The sequence below is a fragment of the Pseudomonas sp. SA195 genome, from assembly GCF_054131565.1.
In genome coordinates, this window is sequence record NZ_CP096392.1 from 1,885,010 (window position 1) to 1,908,469 (window position 23,460).

At 62.5% G+C, this 23,460-nt stretch carries 24 protein-coding genes and 3 pseudogenes; 17 read left to right on the forward strand and 10 right to left on the reverse strand.

Features of this window, described 5'->3' with window-relative positions:
* Positions 1 to 31: 31 nt before the first annotated feature.
* The 4 genes from hisC (at position 32) to rpsA (ending at position 5,917) form a co-directional block, all read left to right on the forward strand.
* A complete protein-coding gene (hisC, locus tag M1D78_RS08755) occupies positions 32 to 1,141 on the forward strand; it encodes a histidinol-phosphate transaminase (RefSeq protein WP_437419632.1) in 1,110 nt (369 codons plus the stop codon).
* Positions 1,138 to 3,378, forward strand: a complete 2,241-nt coding sequence (locus M1D78_RS08760; protein WP_437419631.1) for a bifunctional prephenate dehydrogenase/3-phosphoshikimate 1-carboxyvinyltransferase — start codon at positions 1,138 to 1,140, stop codon at positions 3,376 to 3,378. Before hisC ends, M1D78_RS08760 begins: the two co-directional genes overlap by 4 nt.
* Complete coding sequence (cmk, locus tag M1D78_RS08765) at positions 3,375 to 4,061, forward strand: (d)CMP kinase (RefSeq protein ID WP_437419630.1); 687 nt, start codon at positions 3,375 to 3,377, stop codon at positions 4,059 to 4,061. Before M1D78_RS08760 ends, cmk begins: the two co-directional genes overlap by 4 nt.
* A 170-nt stretch (positions 4,062 to 4,231) precedes the next feature.
* Positions 4,232 to 5,917, forward strand: coding sequence for a 30S ribosomal protein S1 (rpsA, locus tag M1D78_RS08770; protein WP_437419629.1), 1,686 nt, complete (start codon positions 4,232 to 4,234; stop codon positions 5,915 to 5,917).
* 236 nt (positions 5,918 to 6,153) lie between these two features.
* Here the strand turns inward: rpsA and M1D78_RS08775 are convergent, their stop codons facing one another.
* Positions 6,154 to 6,597, reverse strand: a complete 444-nt coding sequence (locus M1D78_RS08775) for a MarR family winged helix-turn-helix transcriptional regulator (RefSeq protein ID WP_437419628.1) — start codon at positions 6,595 to 6,597, stop codon at positions 6,154 to 6,156.
* An 80-nt stretch (positions 6,598 to 6,677) separates the two neighbouring features.
* On the opposite strand from M1D78_RS08775, the gene M1D78_RS08780 reads away from it, so the two are divergent.
* Both M1D78_RS08780 and M1D78_RS08785 read left to right on the forward strand, forming a co-directional pair.
* Entirely contained in the window at positions 6,678 to 7,844 is a 1,167-nt protein-coding gene (locus M1D78_RS08780) for an aminotransferase-like domain-containing protein (RefSeq protein WP_437419627.1), read from the forward strand.
* A gap of 20 nt (positions 7,845 to 7,864) precedes the next feature.
* Positions 7,865 to 8,473 carry a glutathione S-transferase family protein gene (locus tag M1D78_RS08785; RefSeq protein WP_437419626.1) on the forward strand — a complete coding sequence of 203 codons (609 nt, stop codon included), beginning with the start codon at positions 7,865 to 7,867 and terminating at the stop codon, positions 8,471 to 8,473.
* 43 nt (positions 8,474 to 8,516) lie between these two features.
* Here the strand turns inward: M1D78_RS08785 and folE are convergent, their stop codons facing one another.
* From folE to M1D78_RS08805, 4 genes are all read right to left on the reverse strand, one after another.
* Complete coding sequence (gene folE / locus M1D78_RS08790) at positions 8,517 to 9,062, reverse strand: GTP cyclohydrolase I FolE (protein ID WP_437419625.1); 546 nt, start codon at positions 9,060 to 9,062, stop codon at positions 8,517 to 8,519.
* A gap of 95 nt (positions 9,063 to 9,157) precedes the next feature.
* Positions 9,158 to 9,715, reverse strand: a complete 558-nt coding sequence (locus M1D78_RS08795) for a Smr/MutS family protein (protein WP_437419624.1) — start codon at positions 9,713 to 9,715, stop codon at positions 9,158 to 9,160.
* Positions 9,716 to 9,795: 80 nt separating this feature from the next.
* Positions 9,796 to 10,116, reverse strand: coding sequence for a hypothetical protein (locus M1D78_RS08800; RefSeq protein ID WP_437419623.1), 321 nt, complete (start codon positions 10,114 to 10,116; stop codon positions 9,796 to 9,798).
* A gap of 88 nt (positions 10,117 to 10,204) precedes the next feature.
* Positions 10,205 to 10,798: a cysteine hydrolase family protein gene (locus M1D78_RS08805; protein WP_437419622.1), complete on the reverse strand. Its 594-nt coding sequence runs from the start codon at positions 10,796 to 10,798 to the stop codon at positions 10,205 to 10,207.
* Positions 10,799 to 10,985: 187 nt separating this feature from the next.
* Here M1D78_RS08805 and prmB point away from each other — a divergent pair, with 187 nt between their 5' ends.
* The gene (prmB, locus tag M1D78_RS08810) at positions 10,986 to 11,906 is read left to right on the forward strand and encodes a 50S ribosomal protein L3 N(5)-glutamine methyltransferase (protein WP_437419621.1); all 921 of its coding nucleotides are present in this window, start codon (positions 10,986 to 10,988) and stop codon (positions 11,904 to 11,906) included.
* 18 nt (positions 11,907 to 11,924) lie between these two features.
* Here prmB and M1D78_RS08815 read toward each other — a convergent pair whose 3' ends face one another.
* A complete protein-coding gene (locus M1D78_RS08815; protein ID WP_437419620.1) occupies positions 11,925 to 12,704 on the reverse strand; it encodes a hypothetical protein in 780 nt (259 codons plus the stop codon).
* Between the two features lie 66 nt (positions 12,705 to 12,770).
* A complete protein-coding gene (locus tag M1D78_RS08820) occupies positions 12,771 to 13,739 on the reverse strand; it encodes an alpha/beta hydrolase (protein WP_437419619.1) in 969 nt (322 codons plus the stop codon).
* A gap of 148 nt (positions 13,740 to 13,887) precedes the next feature.
* On the opposite strand from M1D78_RS08820, the pseudogene aroC reads away from it, so the two are divergent.
* The 8 genes and pseudogenes from aroC to M1D78_RS08860 all read left to right on the forward strand — a co-directional run bounded on the left by aroC (position 13,888) and on the right by M1D78_RS08860 (position 18,480).
* Positions 13,888 to 14,980 (forward strand): annotated as a pseudogene (gene aroC / locus M1D78_RS08825) (chorismate synthase).
* Between the two features lie 66 nt (positions 14,981 to 15,046).
* Positions 15,047 to 16,195, forward strand: coding sequence for an MFS transporter (locus tag M1D78_RS08830; protein ID WP_437419617.1), 1,149 nt, complete (start codon positions 15,047 to 15,049; stop codon positions 16,193 to 16,195).
* Between the two features lie 96 nt (positions 16,196 to 16,291).
* Positions 16,292 to 16,458, forward strand: a pseudogene (locus tag M1D78_RS08835) (methylthioribulose 1-phosphate dehydratase); the annotation flags it as partial.
* 79 nt (positions 16,459 to 16,537) lie between these two features.
* Positions 16,538 to 17,083 carry a 1,2-dihydroxy-3-keto-5-methylthiopentene dioxygenase gene (locus M1D78_RS08840; protein ID WP_437419616.1) on the forward strand — a complete coding sequence of 182 codons (546 nt, stop codon included), beginning with the start codon at positions 16,538 to 16,540 and terminating at the stop codon, positions 17,081 to 17,083.
* Positions 17,082 to 17,458: pseudogene (locus tag M1D78_RS08845) on the forward strand (acireductone synthase); the annotation flags it as partial. The gene M1D78_RS08840 and the pseudogene M1D78_RS08845, both read left to right, overlap by 2 nt.
* Before the next feature lie 57 nt (positions 17,459 to 17,515).
* Positions 17,516 to 17,728: a PLD nuclease N-terminal domain-containing protein gene (locus tag M1D78_RS08850; RefSeq protein WP_437419615.1), complete on the forward strand. Its 213-nt coding sequence runs from the start codon at positions 17,516 to 17,518 to the stop codon at positions 17,726 to 17,728.
* A 3-nt stretch (positions 17,729 to 17,731) separates the two neighbouring features.
* The gene (locus M1D78_RS08855; protein ID WP_437420363.1) at positions 17,732 to 17,923 is read left to right on the forward strand and encodes a PLD nuclease N-terminal domain-containing protein; all 192 of its coding nucleotides are present in this window, start codon (positions 17,732 to 17,734) and stop codon (positions 17,921 to 17,923) included.
* Positions 17,920 to 18,480, forward strand: a complete 561-nt coding sequence (locus tag M1D78_RS08860) for a histidine phosphatase family protein (protein WP_437419614.1) — start codon at positions 17,920 to 17,922, stop codon at positions 18,478 to 18,480. Before M1D78_RS08855 ends, M1D78_RS08860 begins: the two co-directional genes overlap by 4 nt.
* Here M1D78_RS08860 and M1D78_RS08865 read toward each other — a convergent pair.
* Positions 18,437 to 19,375: a DNA-3-methyladenine glycosylase family protein gene (locus M1D78_RS08865; RefSeq protein WP_437419613.1), complete on the reverse strand. Its 939-nt coding sequence runs from the start codon at positions 19,373 to 19,375 to the stop codon at positions 18,437 to 18,439. The genes M1D78_RS08860 and M1D78_RS08865 overlap by 44 nt on opposite strands.
* A 455-nt stretch (positions 19,376 to 19,830) precedes the next feature.
* Between M1D78_RS08865 and M1D78_RS08870 the strand changes: the two genes are divergently transcribed.
* Positions 19,831 to 20,172, forward strand: a complete 342-nt coding sequence (locus M1D78_RS08870) for a ribonuclease E inhibitor RraB (RefSeq protein WP_437419612.1) — start codon at positions 19,831 to 19,833, stop codon at positions 20,170 to 20,172.
* A gap of 7 nt (positions 20,173 to 20,179) precedes the next feature.
* Here M1D78_RS08870 and M1D78_RS08875 read toward each other — a convergent pair whose 3' ends face one another.
* Positions 20,180 to 21,136 carry a LysR family transcriptional regulator gene (locus M1D78_RS08875; protein WP_437419611.1) on the reverse strand — a complete coding sequence of 319 codons (957 nt, stop codon included), beginning with the start codon at positions 21,134 to 21,136 and terminating at the stop codon, positions 20,180 to 20,182.
* Between the two features lie 109 nt (positions 21,137 to 21,245).
* Between M1D78_RS08875 and M1D78_RS08880 the strand changes: the two genes are divergently transcribed.
* Positions 21,246 to 22,001 (forward strand): sulfite exporter TauE/SafE family protein, encoded by a 756-nt coding sequence (locus tag M1D78_RS08880; protein ID WP_437419610.1) that lies wholly within the window; start codon positions 21,246 to 21,248, stop codon positions 21,999 to 22,001.
* Between the two features lie 3 nt (positions 22,002 to 22,004).
* Here M1D78_RS08880 and M1D78_RS08885 read toward each other — a convergent pair whose 3' ends face one another.
* Positions 22,005 to 23,390, reverse strand: coding sequence for an MATE family efflux transporter (locus M1D78_RS08885; protein ID WP_437419609.1), 1,386 nt, complete (start codon positions 23,388 to 23,390; stop codon positions 22,005 to 22,007).
* Positions 23,391 to 23,460: the final 70 nt, after the last annotated feature.

Here is a 23,460-nt window from a genome sequence, read left to right on the forward strand (position 1 = left end):
ACTCCACGCTTTCAGCTCTGCGGAGCTGAACATGACCTGTGATTTTCTCGCCCTGGCGCAGCCAGGTGTGCAGCAGTTGTCCCCCTACGTGCCCGGCAAACCCGTCGATGAGTTGGCCCGCGAGCTTGGCCTCGATCCGCTGGCCATCGTCAAGCTGGCAAGCAATGAAAACCCGCTGGGTCCCAGCCCACTGGCGGTCGAGGCGATAAAAGCCGAGCTCGACGAACTGACTCGCTATCCCGACGGCAATGGCTTCGTGCTCAAGCAGCGCCTGGCCGAGCGCTATGGCGTCGCGATAGATCAGGTAACGCTCGGCAACGGTTCGAACGATATCCTCGAGTTGGTCGCCCGCGCCTTCCTGGCGCCCGGTCTCAATGCGGTTTTCAGTGAGCATGCCTTTGCCGTCTATCCCATCGCCACTCAGGCGGTCGGCGCCCAGGCCAAGGCCGTCCCCGCCAAGCAATGGGGGCACGATCTCGAGGCCATGCGCTTGGCAATCGACGAGAACACCCGTGTGGTGTTCATCGCCAACCCGAACAACCCAACCGGCACCTGGTTCGGTGCAGAGGCGTTGGCGGGTTTTCTTGCCGCAGTCCCCGAGCGGGTCTTGGTCGTGCTGGACGAGGCGTATATCGAGTATGCGGAGGGGGGTGAGCTCCCGGACGGGCTCGCCTTCCTGGCGCAGCATCCCAACCTGCTGGTTTCGCGGACGTTCTCGAAGGCCTATGGCCTGGCCGCGCTTCGCGTCGGTTATGCGATCTGCGCTCCAGCCATCGCCGACGTGCTTAATCGTGTTCGCCAGCCCTTCAATGTCAACAGCCTTGCATTGGTCGCGGCCTGTGCCGCGCTGAATGACACCGAGTACCTGGCTCGGTCTCGCGCCTGCAACGAAGCGGGCATGCGGCAACTGGAGGCAGGCTTCAGCCAGCTGGGTCTGCAATGGATCCCGTCACGCGGCAATTTCATCGCCGTGGATTTGGGCTTCGAGGCGGCACCGGTCAACCAGGCGCTGCTGCGTGAAGGCGTTATTGTGCGGCCGGTTGCCGGTTACGGCATGCCGACGTTCCTGCGCGTGTCCATTGGCACCGAGGCCGAGAACGCTCGATTCCTTAGCGTTCTTGCGCAGGTGCTGGCGCGGTGACTCGCGCGGACGATGAATTACATGCTCCGCTGATCGATCGCCTGGCGGTGATCGGCTTGGGCTTGATCGGGGCGTCGTTTGCCAAAGGGCTGCGCGAGCGCGGGATGTGCGGTGAGGTGGTCGGTTTCGATCTGGACGTCGAGTCCCGTAGGCAAGCCGTTGAGCTCGGTGTGGTGGACCGTTGTGCCGATGATCTGGCCAATGCCTGCCGAGGCGCAGACGTCATTCAGCTTGCCGTTCCGATACTAGCGATGGAGCGGGTGCTGGAGCAGTTGGCGTCGCTTGACCTGGGCGAGGCGGTACTGACCGACGTCGGCAGCGCCAAGGGCAACGTGGTCCGATGCGCTCGGGAGTGTTTCGGGAAGATGCCGGCGCGCTTCGTGCCCGGGCATCCGATTGCAGGTTCGGAACGCAGCGGCGTGACGGCTGCCCAAAGCACGCTGTTCCGACGCCACAAGGTAATCCTGACGCCGGTCGCCGAGACCGATCCGGTTGCCTTGGCACTGGTCGACAAGCTTTGGCGGGCCTTGGGGGCTGATGTCGAACACATGGACGTCGCGCATCATGACGAAGTCCTTGCAGCGACCAGCCATCTTCCGCACCTCTTGGCGTTCGGGCTGGTCGATTCGCTGGCCAAACGTAACGAGAACCTGGAAATCTTTCGCTACGCTGCTGGTGGTTTTCGCGACTTTACCCGTATCGCGGGCAGTGATCCGGTGATGTGGCATGACATCTTCCTCGCCAACCGCGAGGCGGTGCTGCACACGCTGGACGATTTTCGTGCCGACCTTGAGGCATTACGTACGGCGGTTGATGAAGGAGACGGGCACACCTTGCTCGGCGTGTTCACGCGCGCCAGGGCTGCCCGGGAACATTTCAGCAAAATTCTGGCTCGCAGAGCCTATGTGGACGTTATGCATTCCAAAGACCTGATTTTTCTTGCCAATCCCGGTGGCAGCCTGAGCGGCCAGCTGCGCGTACCCGGGGACAAGTCCATTTCCCATCGTTCGATCATGCTCGGCTCATTGGCCGACGGCGTGACCGAGGTCGAGGGCTTTCTCGAAGGCGAAGACGCCCTGGCGACGATCCAGGCCTTCCGTGACATGGGCGTCGTGATCGAGGGCCCAAGCCAGGGTCGCGTCACGGTCCACGGCGTCGGCCTGCATGGCCTGAAGGCCGCCCCGGGCCCCATCTATCTCGGCAATTCCGGTACTTCGATGCGCTTGTTGTCCGGACTGCTGGCAGCGCAGCCGTTCGACAGCACGCTGACCGGTGACGCTTCGCTGAGCAAGCGCCCTATGAATCGGGTAGCCAAACCGCTGCGTGAGATGGGGGCAGTGATCGAGACCGGCCCCGAAGGCCGCCCGCCGTTGACGATCCGTGGGGGCCAACGGTTGTCGGGCATGCATTACGACATGCCCATGGCTAGCGCCCAGGTTAAGTCATGCCTGTTGCTTGCTGGGCTCTACGCCGCTGAGAAGGTATCGGTCACCGAGCCGGCACCGACCCGCGACCATACCGAGCGCATGCTTCAGGGCTTTGGTTATCCAGTCCAGGTCGACGGCAGCACCGTGACGGTTGAGTCGGGTCATACACTGCGTTCGGCGCGCATAGAAGTTCCGGCGGACATTTCCTCCGCCGCGTTCTTCATGGTTGCGGCCAGCATCGCACCGGGCTCCGATATCACGCTCGAACATGTTGGAGTCAACCCGACACGTACCGGCGTCATCTCCATTCTCAAACTGATGGGCGCCGATATCGAATTGAGCAACCCGCGGGAGGTTGGCGGTGAACCGGTTGCCGACGTCCGCGTGCGTGCCGCCCAGCTGAAGGGCATCGACATTCCCGAGGATCTGGTTCCCCTGGCCATCGATGAGTTTCCCGTGCTTTTCGTTGCCGCCGCCTGTGCCGAAGGGCGCACCACCTTGCGCGGCGCCGAGGAGCTGCGGGTCAAGGAGTCTGACCGTATCCAGGTGATGGCCGATGGTCTGCAAACGCTCGGCGTGAATGCCGTACCAACACCGGATGGGATTATCATCGAGGGCGGCAAGATCGGCGGCGGCGAGGTTTGGGCTCATGGCGACCATCGTATCGCCATGTCCTTCAGCGTCGCCTCGCTGCGCGCGAGCGCGGCCATCCGTATCCACGACTGCGCGAACGTGGCCACGTCGTTCCCGAATTTCCTCGCGCTAGCCGAGCGGGCCGGCATGCGAGTGGCTGTGGAGGGTAATTCATGATCAGGTCTGTCCCGGTTGTCACCATCGACGGTCCGAGCGGTTCCGGCAAAGGTACTGTGGCGGCGCTGCTGGCGGCGAGGCTGGGATGGAATTTCCTGGACTCCGGTGCGCTATACCGTCTGCTGGCGTTCGCCGCACGTAATCACGGTGTCGACCTGACCAATGAGGAAGCGCTAAAGGTGCTAGCGGCCCACCTCGACGTGCAGTTCGGCGCAGCGAAGGATGGCCGCGGCATGGAAATTGTGCTTGAGGGCGAAGAGGTCACCAGCGCGATCCGTAACGAGCAGGTCGGTGCTGGGGCCTCGCAGGTGGCGGCGCTCCCGGTGGTGCGTGAAGCCCTGCTGCAGCGGCAGAAGGCGTTCCGCGAGCCCCCGGGGTTGGTCGCCGACGGGCGCGACATGGGTACGGTCGTGTTCCCGGATGCACCGCTGAAAATTTTTCTGACCGCCAGTGCTGAAGAGCGGGCGCGCCGCCGTTACCTGCAGTTGAAGGGCAAGGGTGATGATGTTAATCTCGCGAGTCTTCTCGATGAGATACGGGTGCGTGACGAGCGTGATACCCAGCGTGAGGTGGCACCGCTGAGGCCGGCTGATGATGCGGTTCACGTGGATTCCACCGATCTTTCCATCGAGCAGGTGCTGGAAAGCATCATGGGCGAGGCCGTCAAACGCGACCTTGCTTGAGGAATGACCGCCGAGAGGCGGCCTGATGGCATTGCCAACGATGCCATTGACAAGGAGGCATGCGGGATACCAGATCCAGGCCCGCACGCCTTTTTTTATATGAATGAACCCATGTCTATCTGGGATATGGAGATTGGGCGGCTTCTCGCCCGAAAACAGCAGGAATAAACATGAGCGAAAGCTTTGCAGAACTTTTTGAAGAAAGCCTGAAGTCCCTCGACATGCAGCCGGGCGCCATCATCACCGGCATCGTGGTCGACATCGATGGTGACTGGGTCACCGTCCATGCTGGCCTCAAGTCCGAGGGCGTCATCCCGGTCGAGCAGTTCTACAACGAGCAGGGCGAGCTGACCATCAGCGTGGGTGACGAAGTTCACGTTGCGCTGGACGCGGTTGAAGATGGCTTCGGTGAAACCAAGCTGTCCCGCGAAAAAGCCAAGCGTGCCGAGTGCTGGATTGTTCTGGAAGCGGCTTTCGCAGCTGAGGAAGTGGTCAAGGGCGTTATCAACGGTAAGGTTAAAGGCGGCTTCACTGTCGACGTTAACGGCATCCGTGCGTTCCTGCCAGGCTCCCTGGTTGATGTCCGTCCAGTGCGTGATACCACTCACCTGGAAGGCAAAGAGCTCGAGTTCAAGGTCATCAAGCTGGACCAGAAGCGCAACAACGTCGTCGTTTCTCGTCGCAGCGTCCTGGAAGCCGAGAACAGCGCTGAGCGCGAAGCGCTGCTGGAATCGCTGCAGGAAGGCCAGCAGGTCAAAGGTATCGTCAAGAACCTCACCGATTACGGCGCCTTCGTCGACCTGGGCGGCGTGGACGGCCTGCTGCACATCACCGACATGGCCTGGAAGCGCATCAAGCATCCGTCGGAGATCGTCAACGTTGGTGACGAGATTGACGTTAAGGTGCTGAAGTTCGATCGCGAGCGTAATCGCGTATCGCTGGGTCTGAAGCAGCTGGGCGAAGACCCATGGGTTGCTATCAAGGCTCGTTACCCGGAAAACACCCGTGTCATGGCCCGTGTTACCAACCTCACCGACTACGGCTGCTTCGCCGAGCTGGAAGAGGGTGTAGAAGGCCTGGTACACGTTTCCGAAATGGACTGGACCAACAAGAACATCCACCCGTCGAAGGTCGTACAGGTCGGCGACGAAGTGGAAGTCATGGTTCTGGACATCGACGAAGAGCGTCGTCGTATCTCCTTGGGCATCAAGCAGTGCAAGTCCAACCCGTGGGAAGACTTCTCTGGTCAGTTCAACAAGGGCGACCGCATCTCCGGCACCATCAAGTCGATCACCGATTTCGGTATCTTCATTGGTCTGGACGGCGGCATCGATGGCCTCGTTCACCTGTCCGACATCTCCTGGAACGAAGCTGGCGAAGAAGCCGTGCGTCGTTTCAAGAAGGGCGACGAGCTGGATACCGTCATCCTGTCGGTCGATCCGGAGCGTGAGCGCATCTCCCTGGGTATCAAGCAGCTGGAAGACGATCCGTTCTCCAACTACGCCGCCGTTAACGACAAGGGCAGCATTGTTCGTGGCACCGTGAAAGAAGTTGACGCCAAGGGCGCCATCATCGATCTGGGCAACGACATCGAGGCTACTCTGAAGGCGTCGGAAATCAGCCGTGATCGCGTCGAAGACGCGCGTAACGTTCTGAAGGAAGGCGAAGAAGTCGAAGCCAAGATCATCAGCATCGACCGCAAGAGCCGCGTCATCAATCTCTCGATCAAGTCCAAGGACGTTGAGGATGAGAAAGACGCGATGAAGGAACTGCGTACCAAGCAGGACGTAGAGCCGTCGGCCGGTCCGACCACCATCGGTGATCTGATCCGCGCACAAATGGAAAACCAGAACTAAGTTCTGGCGATCCATCTAAAAAAGGGCGACTTCGGTCGCCCTTTTTTGTGTCTGTGTGCCGCCTAATTAAGGCTTGCGCCTTTGCCTTATTCATACAATGAGGCTCATCGCACACGCTGCGCGACGCAGTTTGCGTGCTTATTAGCCGACCCCGTCACGACCCTCTCCTCACTTGTTCACCGAGAGGCTTCCTAGGGTCCGCTCGGCTTCAAGCGTAACCCGTCGGTCCGTACGTCCTAATTGCGGGTCGTACCAGCTGCCAGCGCCTGGTTGACTGCCATCCATCCTGCCACCGCTTCTTCGCCGCTTTGCTCGAAAGCACGTTGAAGCAGGCGAACCTGTTCCCGGCGCAACGCCTGTTCGAGCTTTGCACCTTCGGCCGTGAAACGCAGCATGCGCCTGCGCTTGTCGTCTTCCGCGGTTCGGCTTTCAACGAGATGCATCTCGATCAGCTGCCTTAAGGGCGTATTCAGCGCCTGCTTACTGACACCCAGATGGCCAAGCAGCTCGGTTACGCTCAGGTCGGGGTAAGCGGCGATGAAAAAAAGGATGCGGTGATGCACGCGGGACAGGCCTCGGCGGGCGAGCATTTCGTCAGGCTTCACTGTGAACGCCTGGTAGCCATGAAAGAAGGCTTCCATGATCTGCCGTTGCACAGTGCTTTTTTTTAGGTCAGGCATGTTGACGTATTAACCGGGGGCGGCGTAATTTTGGTCAAGAAGTTTGACTCATTTTCCATGCCTCTGCATCTGGTGCACCAATGGCCTTCTCCGAACGCGTCGACCGTCTTAAAAGCTCGCTGATCCGTGAAATTCTGGCCGCTGCGCAGCGGCCAGATGTCATGTCCTTCGCCGGCGGCTTGCCAGCCGAGGCGATGCTGCCGAAAGTGGATTGGGCACCGATGCCGGCCAGTGTGGGGCAATACGGAATGAGTGAAGGCGAGCCGGCATTACGCGAGGCTATCGCGGCTCAGGCGCGTGAGCTTGGCATCGATTGCTCTGCCAGCCAGGTACTCATCGTCAGCGGCTCGCAGCAAACGCTGGATCTCGCGTCCAAGCTGTTCATCGACAGAGGTACGGAGGTTTTGCTCGAAGCGCCTACCTATCTCGCCGCACTGCAGGCCTTTCAGTTGTTTGGCGCCAGCTGCCTTTCCGTGCCGCAAGAGGCCGATGGGCCTTCGCTCGTTGCGCTGCGCGAACGGCTCGAGCGGCATAAGCCTGCGTTCGCCTATCTGATCCCGACATTCCAAAACCCGTCGGCGGTGAGATACAGCGAGCATAAGCGCGATGCCGTTGCCGCCTTGCTGGACGAGTTCGGTGTCACCCTGATCGAAGATGAGCCTTACCGGGAGTTGGTGTTCGACGAAGGCTCCGCACGGCCGATTGTCAGTCGTCTCGCCCGGGCCAGCTGGATTTACACCGGCACGGTATCGAAAACGCTGTTGCCTGGGTTGCGGGTCGGCTATTTGATCGCGACGCCGGACCTTTTTCCTTACTTGCTGCGTCTCAAGCAATCGGCTGATCTGCATACCAACCGAATCGGCCAGTGGCTGGTGTTGCAATGGCTGGGCAGCGAGCAGTACCGCACCCATCTAGACACGCTTCGTGCCTTCTATCGGCAGGGGCGAGATGCCATGCAGGCCGCGCTGGAGGCGAATTTTGCCGATCTCGCCGACTGGCAGGTGCCGGAGGGCGGGTTGTTCTTCTGGCTTCGCCTGAAAAGACCAATCGACACTCGCGCGTTGCTTGATCAGGCACTGGCTCAAGGTGTCGTGTTCATGCCGGGCGAGCCGTTTTTTAGCGAGCCCGACCAAAACCCGGGCTACTTGCGGTTGAATTTCAGCCACGTAGCGCCGGAGCGGTTAGGTGAAGGGGTGCGGCGCCTGGCTGCAGTCATCCGCCAAGCGGGAGTGGACGAGGCGGCCTGACAAGCCCCCGGGAGGATCTTATGGGTTACAAAGTTTACGGCGATCATCGGTCTGGCAACTGCTACAAGGTCAAGTTGATGCTTCACCTGCTCGGGCGGCCCTATGAATGGGTACCGGTCGATATCCTCAGGGGCGAGAGCCGTGACGAAGCGTTTCTGAAGAAGAACCCGAACGGTAAGATTCCCGTGCTGGAGCTTGAGGACGGCTCCTGCCTGTGGGAATCGAACGCGATCCTGCACTTCCTTGCCGAGGGAACCGAGTTCATTCCCGACGACGCGCGGTTGCGTACCCAGGTGCTGCAATGGCAGTTCTTCGAACAGTACAGCCATGAGCCGTACATCGCCGTGGCTCGCTTCATCAAACTGTACCTGGGCATGCCCGATGACCGTCTCGACGACTATGCCGCCCGGCAGCTGGATGGTTACCACGCCCTTGACGTAATGGAGCAGCAGCTTGCCAGGACGCCCTATCTGGTAGGTGATCGATATTCAGTGGCGGATGTGGCCTTGTACGCCTATACGCATGTTGCAGATGAGGGCGGATTCAACTTGGCCGGTTACCCGGCCATCCGCGCCTGGTTGCGGCGGGTGGCGAGTCATCCGCGCCATGTAGGCATGTACGACGCCTAGCGCAATCGCTAGGCGGGAAGGGCGACGACCGTCGCCCTGTGGCTTATTTGACTAGACCGAGAAATTCACTGCGGGTAGCTGCGTTTTCGCGGAACTGTCCGAGCATGACCGAAGTCACCATCGAGGAGTTCTGCTTCTCGACGCCGCGCATCATCATGCACATGTGCTGGGCCTCGATGACCACCGCCACGCCCCACGCGCCGGTAACCTGCTGAATCGCCTCCGCGATCTGGCGCGTCAGGTTCTCTTGAATCTGCAGCCGGCGGGCGTACATGTCGACGATGCGGGCGACCTTGGAGAGTCCCAGAACCTTGCCATTAGGCAGGTAAGCCACGTGCGCCTTGCCGATGAAGGGCAGCATGTGATGCTCGCACAGCGAGTAAAGCTCGATGTTCTTCACCAGCACCATTTCGCTGTTGTCAGAACTGAACAGCGCGCCGTTGGTGACTTCCTCTAGCGTCTGCTGGTAGCCCTTGCACAGGTACTGCATGGCTTTGGCAGCGCGCTTGGGCGTGTCGAGCAGACCTTCGCGGGAGACGTCCTCACCGAGTTGACCAAGGATCGCTGTGTAGTGTGTTTCCAGGGACATTGAATTACCTGTAGGCAATAACGCGAGTGCGAAGGTTAGGGGCTAGGCGTTCGGGCTGCAAGCGGCGTCGGCGCTAACCACCTGCACGGGTTGCGTTACTCGTCGCGCCCTTCGAGCATGGTGCGCTTAAGCAGAATATAGACGGCGCCGGTTCCTCCGTGCCGCGGCTGGCAGGAGGTAAAGCCGAGCACCTGTGAATGCTGCCGCAGCCACGTGTTGACATGGCTTTTGATCATGGGCCTACGACCATCGAGGCGCGCTGCCTTGCCGTGGGTCACGCGGACGCAGCGGATCTCGAACTTGCACGCCTCGGCCAGGAAATCCCAAAGCAGTTCACGTGCTTTCTCGACGCTCAGGCCGTGCAGGTCGAGGCTGCCCTCGAATGGGATTTGCCCGGCCTTGAGCTTGCGAATCTGACTGTCCTGGACACCGTCGCGCGACCAATACAGTTCGTCTTCGGCCCCTACGTCGATCACGAATTGGTCGGATAACCCATCGATTCGCGGCTCGCCATCAAGGACCACGGCATTAGCCCGGCGCGTCGCGACCTGAGCCTTGTTGCTCCGGGGCTTTCCGGTGTCGGCCCGGTCGTGTTGCATGGGTTTGACCCCACGGACTGCCGAGCGGAAGAGAGAAAAGTCGTCGTCGTGCATGAGGCCTCCGCGTAGGCGGGCGATTCTAGCGCAAGGTGCCAGGTCGCGCATGGCTCGCCGGCCCGGAAGGCACGCCGCGATCAGTTGCGCTTGCGCAGTAGCCGTGGGGAAAGGTTGAGATCGTTGGGTTTGAGGGCCCGGCGGCGAATGCGACGGCGGATTGCCACCCCAGCCCAGGCCAGCACCAGTCCGGTGGCGATGAAAGTGATCGCTGTGCTGCGTTCCGGTGCGATGTTGGTTAGCGCTTCGTGCACCTGCAAGAACGAGGTAGCGCCGCCCAGCAGCAGGAGGAGCCCGAGCAGGATCAGCAGCATGCCGAAGAAGGCACCGATGCGTGATCCCCAGCTCCGGTGCGGTCGGGGACGAAGGCGGCGGGCATCGAAGCCGTCGGTTCGTTTCATTCGGTTACCTCGTCGGGTTAGGGGCTGTGACCGGGAGCGTCCCGGTCAGGTTCCTTCGCCAACAGGTAACGCCGTGCCGCAAGAGGCGTCAAGCCAGGGCAGCAGCATCCGCCACGCAGACGGCGAAGTTATCCGCCAGTATGGTCATTTCCATGCGGTGGACCTGCTCGGCATCGATGGCACCATCGCCCATCGGCAGATCGCGCGTCGCGCATGCCTTGTCAACCAGCGTGCAGCGGTAACCGTAGTCCTTTGCTGCGCGGACCGTGGTGCTCACACTGGAGTGGGTCATGAAGCCGCAGACGATCAGGTCCAACCGGCCGTGTTGCTGCAGCAGTTCGTGAAGGCGGGTGCCAGCGAAGGCGTTGGGCAACGTCTTGCCGATTACTTCTTCACCGGACAGCGGTGCTGCTTCCGGCATGATCTGTCCGCGCAGGCCTTGCGGATCGAACAAGCCGCCTGGAATACCCAGGTGGTGAACGTGAACGACGGGGGTGCCAGCCTCTCGAGCCACCGCCAGCAGGCGCGTAATTTCGTCGAGTGCCGGCTGCAGCTTCGGCAGCGCCATCGCACCCGAGCGGTATTCTTCCTGAACGTCGATGACCAGAAGGGTCGCGTTAGCCAGAGTCGCCGGTGCATAACTGCGGCCACTGAGCTGAAGCAGGGTCTGTGGCTTCGACATGACTGACTCCTTGTTGTGAGAGGGGCCTGATTGTGGCGCCAGATGACCGAGATGTGAACTGCCCAAACCGACGATTAACACGTCGATAGGCTGTAAATTGGCCAAATGTCGGAGGCCGGCATCGTCTGCACGAAGAACTCCCTATCGCCTTCGGCTAAACTTCCGCGCTTTTAAAGGAGACCCGCCAGTGACCGCTTCGCCTTCCCGTTTGCGCACGTTACGTGACCATATCCGCTGGGCTGTCAGCCGGTTCCAGGCCGAACAGCTGTTCTTCGGTCACGGCACGGACAACGCCTGGGACGAGGCCCGTCAATTGGTGCTGGGTGCGTTGCATCTCCCGTGGGAAATGGCGGACGCCTACCTGGATTGCCGCTTGGAGGACGACGAGCGCGAGCATCTAAAGGGCTTGCTTCGCCGCCGGATCGAAGAGCGCGTACCGGCGGCGTACCTGCTCGGTCAGGCATGGTTTTGTGGGCTTCCTTTCATCGTCGATGAGCGGGTGCTGGTGCCGCGCTCGCCGATCGGCGAGCTCATTGACCGACGGTTCGAGCCCTGGCTGGCGCATACACCGTCACGCATCCTGGACCTTTGCACCGGCTCCGGTTGCATCGGTATTGCCTGCGCCTATGAGTTTCTCGAGGCAGAGGTGGTGCTGGCCGATCTTTCGTTCGATGCGTTGGAAGTGGCCAACCGGAACATTGAGTTCCACGGGCTGGAGGACCGCGTCTACACCGTGCAAGGGGACGGGTTCGGCGGGTTGCCTAAGCAGCGCTTCGACCTGATCGTGTCCAACCCGCCCTATGTGGATGCGGAGGACTTCGCCGACATGCCCAGCGAATACCATCACGAGCCCGCGATGGGGTTGGCCTGCGGCGACGATGGGCTGGACTTGGTGCGGCGCATGCTGTCCGAAGCGGCGGATCACCTGACCGAGCAGGGCGCGCTGATCGTCGAGGTTGGCAATAGCCAGGTGCATGTCGAGGCACTGTATCCGGAAGTGGATTTCACCTGGCTGGAGTTTTCCAAAGGCGGCCATGGCGTGTTCATGCTGGCGGCGAGCCAGTGCCGTGAGCATCAGGCGCTGTTTCGCGAGCGCGCCGCTGGCTAAACCGACGCGGCGAGTCGGTTAGCGTGTCGCGATCCAGATCAGCAGGCCGGCCTGGAACAGGGCGAAGACGACCAAGCAGGCGATGCTGAAACGCAGCGTACCGTCTTCGCGCCGTAGCCGGCTCATGCGCTCCTGCATGTCGCGGATGCGGTTTTCCTGCTCGAACAGATGCTGGTCGGCCTGCTCGAGCATGGCAGCCGCCTCGGTCAGGTCGATGATTTGCACCTTATCGGCGTTCCAGTCGGGGCGCAGGGTGCTGACGCGCGGCACGCTGTAACTCGCCTTCTGCTCGGAATCGGTGTAGGTGACCTCGATGCCTTGGCTTTTCAGGCAATGGTCACGACGCAGGCGCATGTCGTCACGTGGCACGTCCTTGACAGGCAGTGCTCCACCCTCCACCAAGTAGTGAGCCCAGCGGCGCTGCGCCCACTGTGCGCCCTGAGCCAGTAAAAAGCGCCCCAGCCCTCGGTTGGCCGGTTCGATATGCAGGCCTGTATCGGGACCGAAACGCAATTCCTTGGCGCTGTGGTCGGCCCAGACTTCCACCACGTTGTATTTTCTCGACAGCATTTGCCCCGGCAGCCGGACGAACAGCTTCAGCACGCTCTGCCTTGGGGTATGGCGTTCGACCTGGCCGAGCTCGACGAACCGCAAGGGCCGGGCGCCAGTATCGCGATCGGTTGGCAGGGGCGCCAGGCGCAGCAGGCGAAAGCGGTCAGGCCCGAGCTCCGTCCAAGGATGGGGTGGTTGTGGGGTGGCGGTATCAACGGCCTCTGTGGGTGTCTGGTTGTCTGTCATGATCGGCGTCCATGGGGCCTGCGTGACTGGCATGGGCAGGCACGGAAGCTATCGGCCGCCCGGCGCCTAACTGGAGGATGGCAAAATGCCTTGCGCTTGAAGGAAGCTGACGATGCGTGTCGTCAGGCCACGCGCGAGCGGCCGCTCTGGCTCGTTGTAGGTGCCGGTCTGTTCGTCCCGCCCTTGCGGAGCGATTCGTAGCACATGATTCATGCCGCTGATCATTGCTAGCGTCGCGTCTGGCTTGGCGCTCTTCAGGGCCTGGGCATCACGGGCATTGACCTGGATGTCATGTGTGCCCTGGACGATCAAAGCGGGTGCCCGCACCGCTGCGAACGCTTGCGCCGGATCGCGGCGAAACAGCGAGATGAGGTACGGCTGCACGCTGGGACGAAACAGCACCTGCAATGGCTGGGGTACGTCCGGCTGCGCGCGCCCGGCTTCCAGTTCATCGATCAGAAATTGAGCATTCGCCAAGAGCGGTGGCGGCAAGCGACCTTGCAGTTGCTGGCGAAGGAGCTCGCCAATGGGGCGGCCGCTTCCGGCAATGCTCACCACTGCGGCCGGATCGACCGCGGGCGCTACGAGGCTCGCGATCAGTGCGCCTTCGCTGTGACCGATCAGGATCAGCGACGAAAAGCGCGCATCGCCTTTCAGGTGGCGCGCCCAGGCTTGGGCATCTTCGACATAGTGGTCGAGGGTCAGTTGGCTTTCCTCCAGTGCCAGCGCCTGGCTCTGGCCTACGCCGCGCTTGTCGTAGCGCAGGCTGGCGATTCCGCGGGGGGCGAGCGCCTGCGCCAGGCGTTTCAGGCTGTCGTTGTGCATGCCCGGTTGGTTGCCGTTGCGATCCGTCGGCCCCGACCCAGCGATCAACAGCGCCACTGGCACCGGCTGGTCATGCCGGGGCAGCAGTAAACTGCCATGCAACTGACCCTCCGGGAGGTCGAGTGTCATGGGTTGGTTGAGCAACGTCAGCGGTTCGGCGTGGCCCACGGTGGGCAGAATCGCCAGCAGGGCGACAAGAATCAGGCGCATAAATGAGGTCAGGCTGGAGGAGCGGATTGGACGTCATTGTGCCCGCCAGGTTCGCGGACTGGTATCGAGCGGTGCGCGAAGCGGCGAAACGGCTGGTGGCTCGGGTATACTTCCGCCCCCTGTTTTGGTCGATCGCGGAGCGCCCTGCATGTCCGGCAACACATTCGGCAAGCTGTTCACCGTCACCACCGCTGGTGAAAGCCATGGCCCGGCGCTGGTCGCCATCGTCGACGGCTGCCCGCCCGGCCTGGAACTGTCGGTTGCGGATCTGCAGCGCGACCTGGATCGCCGCAAACCTGGCACCAGCCGGCACACCACCCAGCGGCAGGAGCCCGACGAGGTCGAAATCCTCTCGGGCGTGTTCGAGGGGCGCACGACCGGTTGCTCGATCGGCCTGCTGATTCGCAACACGGATCAGAAGTCCAAAGACTATTCGGCCATCAAAGACCTGTTTCGGCCGGCCCATGCTGACTACACCTACCACCACAAATATGGCGTGCGCGACTACCGCGGCGGCGGCCGCAGCTCGGCGCGGGAGACTGCCATGCGCGTCGCGGCGGGGGCCATTGCAAAGAAATACCTGGCGACGCTGGGCATCCAGGTGCGCGGCTACATGAGCCAGCTGGGGCCGATCGAAATCGGTTTCGAGAGTTGGGACGGGGTCGAGCAAAACGCCTTCTTCTGTCCCGATCCGGCCAAGGTGCCGGAGCTGGAGGCCTACATGGATCAGCTGCGCCGCGACCAGGATTCGGTCGGCGCGAAGATCACCGTCGTGGCAGAAGGCGTTCCGCCGGGCCTGGGCGAGCCAATCTTCGATCGACTGGATGCGGATTTGGCGCACGCGCTGATGAGCATCAATGCGGTCAAGGGCATTGAGATTGGCGCAGGGTTCGCCAGCGTTGCCCAGCGCGGCACGGAGCATCGCGACGAGCTCACGCCGGGCGGCTTTCTTTCGAACAATGCTGGCGGTGTGCTCGGCGGCATTTCGTCTGGCCAGCCGATCGTTTGCTCACCTGGCGCTCAAGCCGACCTCGAGCATTACCACGCCAGGCCGCTCGATCGATGTCGATGGCAACCCGGTCGAGGTCATCACCAAAGGTCGGCATGATCCCTGCGTCGGCATCCGCGCCACGCCGATTGCCGAAGCCATGATGGCGATAGTGCTGCTCGACCACCTGCTGCGTCACCGCGGCCAGAACGCCGACGTCCTGGTCGGCACGCCGGTCCTGGGGCAACTCTGAGCCAGAACCTGGAGGCGCGCGCCGGCAGCGTGCGCCGTGCCGTTCGGGGTTTCGAGCATCCAGCGTATGGCTAGCGTTCCTTATTGGCGCCTGTCCGGCTTTTACCTGTTCTATTTCGCCGTGTTGGGCGCCGTTGCGCCATTTTTCGGTCTGTATTTCGATCACCTGGGCTTTTCTGCCGAGCGCATCGGTGAGCTGGTGGCGATCCCCATGCTGATGCGTTGCCTGGCGCCTAATCTCTGGGGGTGGCTGGGTGATGTCACTGGTCGGCGCCTGGCGATCGTGCGTATCGGCGCGCTCTGTACGCTGGTGTCGTTCAGCCTGATCCTGCTCGACAAACGCTACGAATGGCTTGCGCTGGTGATGGCGCTGCACGCGTTCTTCTGGCATGCCGTGCTGCCGCAATTCGAGGTCATTACCCTGGCCCATCTGCGTCATGAGGCGGCTCGCTACAGTCAGGTGCGGGTGTGGGGCAGCGTTGGCTTCATTCTGGCCGTGGTCGGGCTAGGGGCGTTGTTCGAACGCTTCGGCCTGGATATGTATCCGGCCGCGCTGATAGTGATCATGTTCGGCATCCTGATCAGTAGCGCCTGGGTCCCTAATGCGATACCGGAGGAGCGGCCGGAGACGGTCGGGCAGGGCGGGTTCCTCCAACAACTATGCAGGCCTGGCGTACTGGCGTTCTTCGCCTGCGTTGCGCTGATGCAAGTCAGCCATGGACCGTACTACACCTTCCTCAGCCTGCACCTGGAAGCGCTTGGCTATGGGCGTGGGCTGATCGGTTTGCTCTGGGCGCTGGGAGTCGTGGCCGAGGTCTTGCTGTTTATGGTGATGTCCAGGTTGCTGGCGCGGTTCTCGCTGCGCCAGGTCTTGCTCGCCAGCTTTCTCATCGCGGCCGTGCGCTGGCTGCTGCTCGGCACTCTAGCTGACCATCTCGTGGTGCTGATCCTTGCCCAGCTGATGCATGCCGCCACCTTTGGCAGTTTCCACGCGGCCGCCGTTCACTTTGTCCAGCATAGCTTCGGCCATCGCCAGCAAGGCCAGGGGCAGGCGTTGTATGCCAGCCTGGCCGGCATCGGCGGCGCGCTCGGTGCGTTGTATTCGGGGTACAGCTGGGCCAGTCTTGGGCCGGCTTGGACCTTCGCCATCGCCAGCCTGGCCGCCGCGGCCGCCGCCGTGATCATTGCCATCCCAACGCAGGGGAGCCGGGTATGACAGGCGCCCGCAAATGTCTCTTCCAGGCCATTATCGAGGCGGGGCGTTTTTTTGGTCGTGGTTGTTCATCAACCCACGTCAGGGAGCGGCTGGCAGCGGTTGCAACCTTGGCTGGAGGCACACCCGGATTGCGTTGGATACCTGATTCGACGGCACGGCCTCTGTACCTGGGGTGCGCAAATGAGCAATGCGCTTGGGGAGGGCGAGCCGTTCGAGTTTCTCTCGAACCCGAACTCAGGATGCGGACGTCGAAGCGACCCTAAGCCTAACCACGCGCGGCCCCTCGCGCGTTTCGATGAATCATGAGCTAGCCCGGGCGAAACCGGGCGGGAGACCAACCGGATGACTGTACTCAGCGTCTACCAGGACACAATGCCCGAGCAGCCACTCAAGGTGCTCACCCATATCGAGGACATTGCCGCCACGCTGGCCGAGGTTGGTGTCGGCCTGGAGCGTTGGGAAGCCCGCCAGCCCATCGGTGCGGGCGCGAGCCCCGACGAGGTGATCACCGCCCATCGCCCGCAGATCGATCGCCTGAAGGCCGAGCGCGGTTACGTCACGGTCGAAGTTACCAGCCTCGACAGCAGCCATCCGCAAAAGGCCGAGCTGCGCGCCAAGTTTCTCGAGGAGCATTGCCACGCCGCGGATGAGGTGCGCTTCTTCGTCGCTGGGCGCGGTCTGTTCACGCTGCACATCGAGGACAAGGTCTACGTCGTGCTGTGCGAGAAGAACGATCTGATTTCGGTACCGGCTGGCACCCGGCGCTGGTTCGACATGGGCGAACATCCGCGCTTCGTCGCCATTCGCCTGTTCAACGACCCGGAGGGCTGCATCGCACACTTCACCGGCGAAGACATTGCCGGCCGCTTCCCGCGCCTGGAGGACTGACGCAGGCCAAGCGCTGCGCCAGTGGCATGCCGAGGGGCTTGGGCTCTACGTCTGCTCCTCAGGTTCCGCGCAGGCGCAAAAGCTGAACTTCGGTTGCGCCGACGCTGACGACCTAACACCGCTGTTCTCCGGCGACCGGCTCCGGGCACAAGCGTGAGCCCACGTTCTACGTGCGCATCGCCGAGTCGATCGGGCTGCCGGCGGCGCAAATTCTGTTTCTTTCCGCCGTGGTCCAGGAGCTGGACGCCGCGCGGGAGGCGGCCAATGCACACTTGTGGTTTGGCGCGCGAAAGCGGCGAGCTCCAGGGAGACAGGGCCGTAGACAGTTGCAATGCCATCGATCCGGCCAGGTGCGGAGCCAATAGCCCGGACTGAACCCTCCCACCGGCTTGGCATCCTAATCTTGAACCCATTCAGATTTGGAGTTTCGCCATGACCGATGCCTTCGGCGGTATCTTCGGACTGCTAATCCTGGCTCTAGACATCTGGGCCATTGTCAGCGTCCTGCGCAGCGACAGCACCACCGGGAAGAAAGCGCTCTGGGTGCTGCTTATCGTCATCCTGCCGGTACTCGGCCTGATCATCTGGGGAATCATGGGCCCGCGCGGCAACCGTCCCGACGCGCGTAGCGAAATCCGACGCTAGATGATGGAGACCGCAAGCGGTGTGCTTGCCGTTCTCGTCCTGATCCTCGATGTGCTGGCCATCGCCCAGGTCTGGCGAAGCGGCATCGAGGTGGGCCGCAAGATCATCTGGAGCCTGGTCATCATCCTGCTCCCAGTGGTCGGCCTGGTGATGTGGTTCATGGCGGCGAAGTCACAGGGGAAGGTCAGGTTGTGATGGGCCGACTGCTGTGCCTGGTGGTGCTCTGCTCGTGCTTTGCCATGGCACAGGCCGGACCGGACGAGGCGTGGGAGGCGCTGCGTAACGGCAAGGCCGTACTTTTGCTTCGTCACGCAACTGCGCCTGGCCTGGGCGACCCGCCGGGTTTCGTGCTCGAGGATTGCGCTACACAGCGCAACCTCAATGGAAAGGGGCGCGAAGAAGCGCGCCGGTGGGGCCGTTTGTTGCGGGATCGGGGTATCGACTCGCCGCGCCTGCTCAGTAGCCGCTGGTGTCGAGCGCTCGAAACGGCACGGGAAATGAGCCTCACGGAGGTCGAGCCGTTGCCCTTGCTCGACTCGTTCTTTACCCAATCCGGCCAGGCGGAGGAACAGACCCGCAACTTGAAGGCTTACCTCGATCAGTTGCCAGCTTCGCAGCCGGTGGTCATGGTCAGTCACCAAGTCAACATTACGGCGCTGACCGACGTTTTTCCCCGCTCGGGCGAAGGCGTCGTGCTGGCCTTGCCGGTCAGCGAACCGGTTCGCGTCCTGGCGCGCATCCCGCCGCCTTGATCCGAGCGCGGCTCGCTTCAGAATTCGCATAGGCCTGCCAAAGGTGCATGGCCGCGTAGGCGCGCCAGGGACGCCAGGCTTCGGCGCGCTGACCGAGCGCTTTTGCGCTGAGGCCCGTTTCGCCCCATACCGGCGCCTTGAGCAGGCCCAGGTCGCTCGCGGGGAAGGCATCCGCCTCGGCAAAGCCGCGAAGCGCGATGTATTGCGCCGTCCAGGGGCCGATGCCCGGCAACTGGCACAGGCGCTCGATCAGGTCCTCGGCGCCTCTGTCGGCGGCGAGTGACAACGCACCCTCGGCCACGGCTCGCGCGAAATGTTGCAAGGCAGCGACCCGCTTGCCTGGCATGCCAATGGCGTCCAGGCTGGCGTTGGCTATTGCCTGGGCTGTCGGGAATAACCAGCGCAACTCAGGAATCCCAATTCCAGGCGCTGCGGGCGCGGGCTCGCCGAGCCGCTCGATCAACCGCCTGGTGATGGTCACCGCTGCCTTGACGGAGACCTGCTGGCCCACGATGGCCCGCACGGCGACTTCGAACGGATCGAACGCATTCGGCAGGCGCAGCCCGGGCGTGGCCGCGACCAGCGGACCGAGCTGCGGATCGGCGGCGAAGTGCCGGGTGAGCACGGCTGGGTCCATGTCGAGATCGAACATCCGGCGCACTTGCGCGGTGACGTAGGGTGCGGCCTGGCAAAGCGACGGGCTGATGGACAGTTCGAGGGCATCGGGTCCGGGCCTCACGCTGAACCAACCCACGCGGCCATCGACCGATAGCGTGCGTGCGTAGCGGTCTGCTGTCAGCGCCTCGACACCCGGCATCAGGCGCAGGCTGAAATACTGATGGAATTGGGACCAATCCCAGGGCGGGATGAAAGGCAGTTCGACAGAGATGCTCATGCCATCACCATAGCTGCGGTCCATAGCGGTGTCTTTACCGGATACGCTTTCAAAGCTGCCCTCCATCCATCACGGAGACAGCCGATGAACGAGTGATCAAGGCATTGACGCCTTGACGGACGGCGCTTCGGTATCGATGCGGGCCGTTGTGCTTGTGCGATTGACCGGGCTCGAACAGCAACGCTGCGACTTGCCCTGCATCCCACGGGCGGAACTGCCGCCGGGTGCGGGGTTCTATCTTGACTGAGGCACTCGGTTTTCCCTTGGCTGAGCTGGCCTCTTCGCGACGTCGGGCGCGCAGGGCTGGTGCAGCGGGCTCGCATACTGCTAGCTTTGAATCAGCGCGCAAGCATGCCGCGTCGCTCAGAGAGGTCGCCCTTACCCGTTGAGTCTGCCCGCCCGCCCTTGGGTGTAGTCCCGGGCCGATACCATCCAGGCTGAGAGGAGGTTGTTTTATGAGTACCACCTTCCATGAGGATGTCAGCAGCAACGTTCTGATGCGTATGAAGGAGGGCGGTTTCGATTTCGCCCGTGTCCATCCCATCGAGTTCTACGCCGTTTTTCCTGATAAGGAGCAGGCCCTGTCGGCGGCTAGCAATTTTCGTGGTGAAAGCGTCAATACCCAGGTGTCACCGCGTGACGACGGCGCCTGGGATCTGCAGGTCAGCAAGGTCATGTATGCGACCTTCGATGGCATCGGCGCGTTCGAGCAGGACCTTGAGGACCTGATCGAGCCGCTCGGCGGTGTCGTCGATGGGTGGGGCGTGACGCAGGAACTCACCGGCTGTCACCCCTGACGGTATCTCAGTGCCGCTTCAGACCGCTTAGCAGCGCCTGGTCCCACGGCGGGACCGGGCCAAAGCGATTCTTCAGGAATTCCAGCAGCAGCCGCCTGCGTGAGTCCGCCTCCCGGGTCAGTCGCAGCGCGTAGATGCCGCTCGGCTCGGGTTGCGGCAAACCGTCCTCGCAAAACAATGGCAGCAGTTCCCCACGCAGCAGGTGATCGCTGATCAGCCACGTCGGGAGGTGGGCGACGCCCAGCCCCGCCAACGCACCGCTGAGCAAGGCTTCGGCATTATTGGCAACCAATCGTTTACGGCGCGGCCGCAGATGCTGTCGTCTGCCTTCATGCTCGAAGCGCCAGGCATGTGGCGGCGCCAGCGAATCCCAGTCGAGCCCGTCATGTTCCGGTAGCTCGGCAACCGAACGCGGTATGCCGCGACGATCCAAGTAGGCGGGGCTGGCACAGACCACACGGACAAGCGGCGACAACGGCGTGGCGACCAGGCGGGTATCCGCCAACGGGCCAATGCGCAGGATAAGGTCGACCTCGCCCAGATGCTCGCCTTCCAGGTCGACGAAGCTGTCGATCAGGCGCAGCTGGATGTCCACCTCGGGGTAGGCCTGGAGGAACTCAGCCAGTGCCGGAGCCAGGTGCCGTCGCCCGAAGGGGGCGGGTGCGTCGATGCGAATCAGTCCTCGCGGCGCGGTTTGCGCCGAAGCCAATTCGGCCCGCGCGAGTTGCAGTTCCTGGACGATGCGTCGTGCTCGCTCGGCGAACGCGACACCCGCACTGGTTGGCTTGACTGCGTGGGTGCTGCGGCTGACGAGCTGGCAACCGAGGGTGGATTCGAGTGCATCAATTCGCCGCGCGACGGCAGAGGGGGTGATCCCGTACAGCCGTGCAGCAGCAGAAAAACTCTCGGTCTCGAGCACGTCCAGGTACAGACGAAACTGTTGCGTAAGGCTATCGGACGGCATGCTGGCCGGTGCTCCGCTGTGCGATATGGGCAAAGGCATTGTGCGTGGCTGTGCATTTCGCCGCTAGCCCGCTGCCGGTAGCATCGCGTTTTTTCTTGGAAGCGTAGCCATGGACTTTGTCGCAACTGCCTTGAATGTGGTGCTGGGCCTGATGCTTGGCACCTTGGGCGGTTTGTTCGGCATCGGCGGAGGCTTGATCGCGATCCCGGTCGTGGGCGTCCTGTTCGATCTGGACCAGCAGGTGGCGCAGGGCACGGCGCTGGTGATGGTGGTGCCCAACGTGCTTCTCGCCATCTGGCGTTACCACCAGCGCAACCGGATCAACGTGCGTCACGCGCTCGCGCTTGGCGTGACGAGCTTCTGCTTCGCTATTGCAGGCGCGGCGATTGCTGTCTCGCTGGATGCGACGCGCATGCGTATTGCCTTTGTGGGTTTTCTCCTGGCGCTTGCCGCCTACACCATGCTTCGTGCCTTTTTACGACCTCAGCCGGGCGGCACCGAGCTGCGCTATCCCTGGCCTTGGCTCAGCGTGCTCGGCGCTGGCGCCGGTGCGCTGGGCGGACTGTTTGGTGTCGGCGGTGCGGTACTCGCCACGCCGGTGCTGACGGCTGTGTTCGGCACCTCACAAGTCGTGGCGCAGGGTTTGTCACTGTCGCTGGCGGCACCGAGCACTGCCGTAACGCTCTTCACCTACGCCACTCACGGCCAGGTCAACTGGGCGTTGGGGTTGCCACTGGCAGTCGGCGGATTGCTGAGCATCAGCCTGGGCGTGAAACTGGCGCACTCCTTGCCCGAGCGGCTGCTGCGCGTGCTGTTCAGTACCTTCCTTGTCCTCAGTGCCGTCTTGCTGGCGCTGGAGGTTTGAGGCTCAACGGCTGCGCAGTTCCTGCTTTCGGATCTCTCGTCGCGCACTGCGAACCAGGCGAAAGGTCAGCAACAGCGCGGCGCAGCTAAGCCCGGCGATCAATCCTTGCCATAGACCGGCCGGGCCGGTCGGCTCGCCGAGCCGGTCGGTGAGCCCCAGCAAGTAACCCACCGGCAAGCCGATCCCCCAGTAGGCGAACAGGGTGAAAACCATGGTCATGCGGGTGTCCTGGTAGCCACGTAGCGCACCTGCGGCGGTCACCTGGACCACGTCCGAAAACTGAAAAAGTGCGGCGTACAAGAACAGGCTTGCCGCTACCGCAATCACGGCGGGGTCCGTGGTGTAGATTCGCGCGATCGGCTCACTGAACAGCAGCATGCTACCGGCCGAGAAGCAGGCGTAGACCAGGCTCGAGGCGATGCCTACGCCCGCCACGAAGCGGGCGTCCCTTGGCGCGTCACGCCCGAGTGCCTGACCGATGCGCACGGTAATGGCCATGCCGAGCGACAGCGGAATCATGAAGATCAGCGACGTGAAGTTGAGCGCGATCTGGTGGCCGGCAACGACCGTCGCCCCCAGTGCGCCGATCAACAAGGCAATGACCGAGAAAATGCTCGCCTCGGCGAATACTGCTACGCCAATCGGCACGCCTACCGATAGCAAATGCCGGAGGACCGGCCAGTGTGGCCTGTCGAAGCGTGCGAACACCTGGCTTGGGCGGTAGTAGGATGCCCGGCGGACCCAGAACAGCATGGCGCAAAGCATGAAGCCCATCACCACGGCAGTGGCCCAGCCGCACCCCACGCCGCCCATCGCTGGCAGGCCGAACTTTCCATAGATGAAGATGTAATTCAGCGGCACGTTGAGCATCAGCGCGAGGATGCCGATGACCATGCTCGGGCGTGTATGGCCCAGCCCATCGCTGTAGCAACGCAAGACCTGGTACAGCGCGACCGCTGGAAAGCCGCACGCCACCGCGCGCAGGTACGCCATGCTGGGCTCGATGAGGGCGGCCTCGACTTGCATCAGGCGCAGCACCGGTTCGGCATTCCACATCAACACGGCGAACAGCAGGCCGATCCCGAAACCCATCCAGAGCGCCTGACGCACCAGCGGGCCGATCGCCTCCTGCGTGCCACTGCCGAAACGCTGCGCCACGTTCGGCGTCGTGGCCAGGATCACGCCTGTGACCAAGAGGAACACGGGCACCCAGATCGAATTACCGAGCGCCACTGCCGCCAGGTCCTCAGGGCTGACGCGCCCGGCCATCAGGGTATCGACGAAGCCCATGGCAGTATTGGCCAACTGGGCGATCATCATGGGCAGGGCGAGAGCAAACAGGGTACGCAGTTCGACGCGAACCCGTCTGAGTCTTGGCTCAGCTGGCATTGCGGGGCTATCCGATTGTATACAGGAAACCAGCTAGTCTACGCCGCCGACCCTGGTCGCGAAAGGCAGC